This window comes from Bacillus sp. SIMBA_005 (assembly GCF_046535585.1).
Lineage (GTDB): Bacteria > Bacillota > Bacilli > Bacillales > Bacillaceae > Bacillus > Bacillus pumilus.
In genome coordinates, this window is the sequence record NZ_JAWRWI010000359.1 from 1 (window position 1) to 274 (window position 274).

A 274-nucleotide genomic window follows, 5' to 3' on the forward strand; every position below is an offset into this window, starting at 1 on the left:
GTTGGTCAATTTTTGATGACCTGATCTTTACTATCGCAAATTCAGTCGCAACAAAAAATGCTGTTAAGACAATTAAAATAGTAAAGATTATAAGGTTAATGGTTGTCAATGATTTGCCTTACCTAGTAAGGCGTACACCTCCGATATAAATATTTATTTTTATAACCCGTTTTTTCTGAATAAACAAAAAACAGTATATATATAACATTATAAGTTCAAAAGAACCTAAAATCAACTCTGAATGATGTAAATAATCATCTTTTTCCGTATGGAG

1 pseudogene is annotated in these 274 nt (G+C 28.8%); it reads right to left on the minus strand.

Features of this window, described 5'->3' with window-relative positions:
* Positions 1–109 (minus strand): annotated as a pseudogene (locus SB660_RS20450) (CNNM domain-containing protein); the annotation flags it as partial.
* Positions 110–274 lie beyond the last annotated feature (165 nt).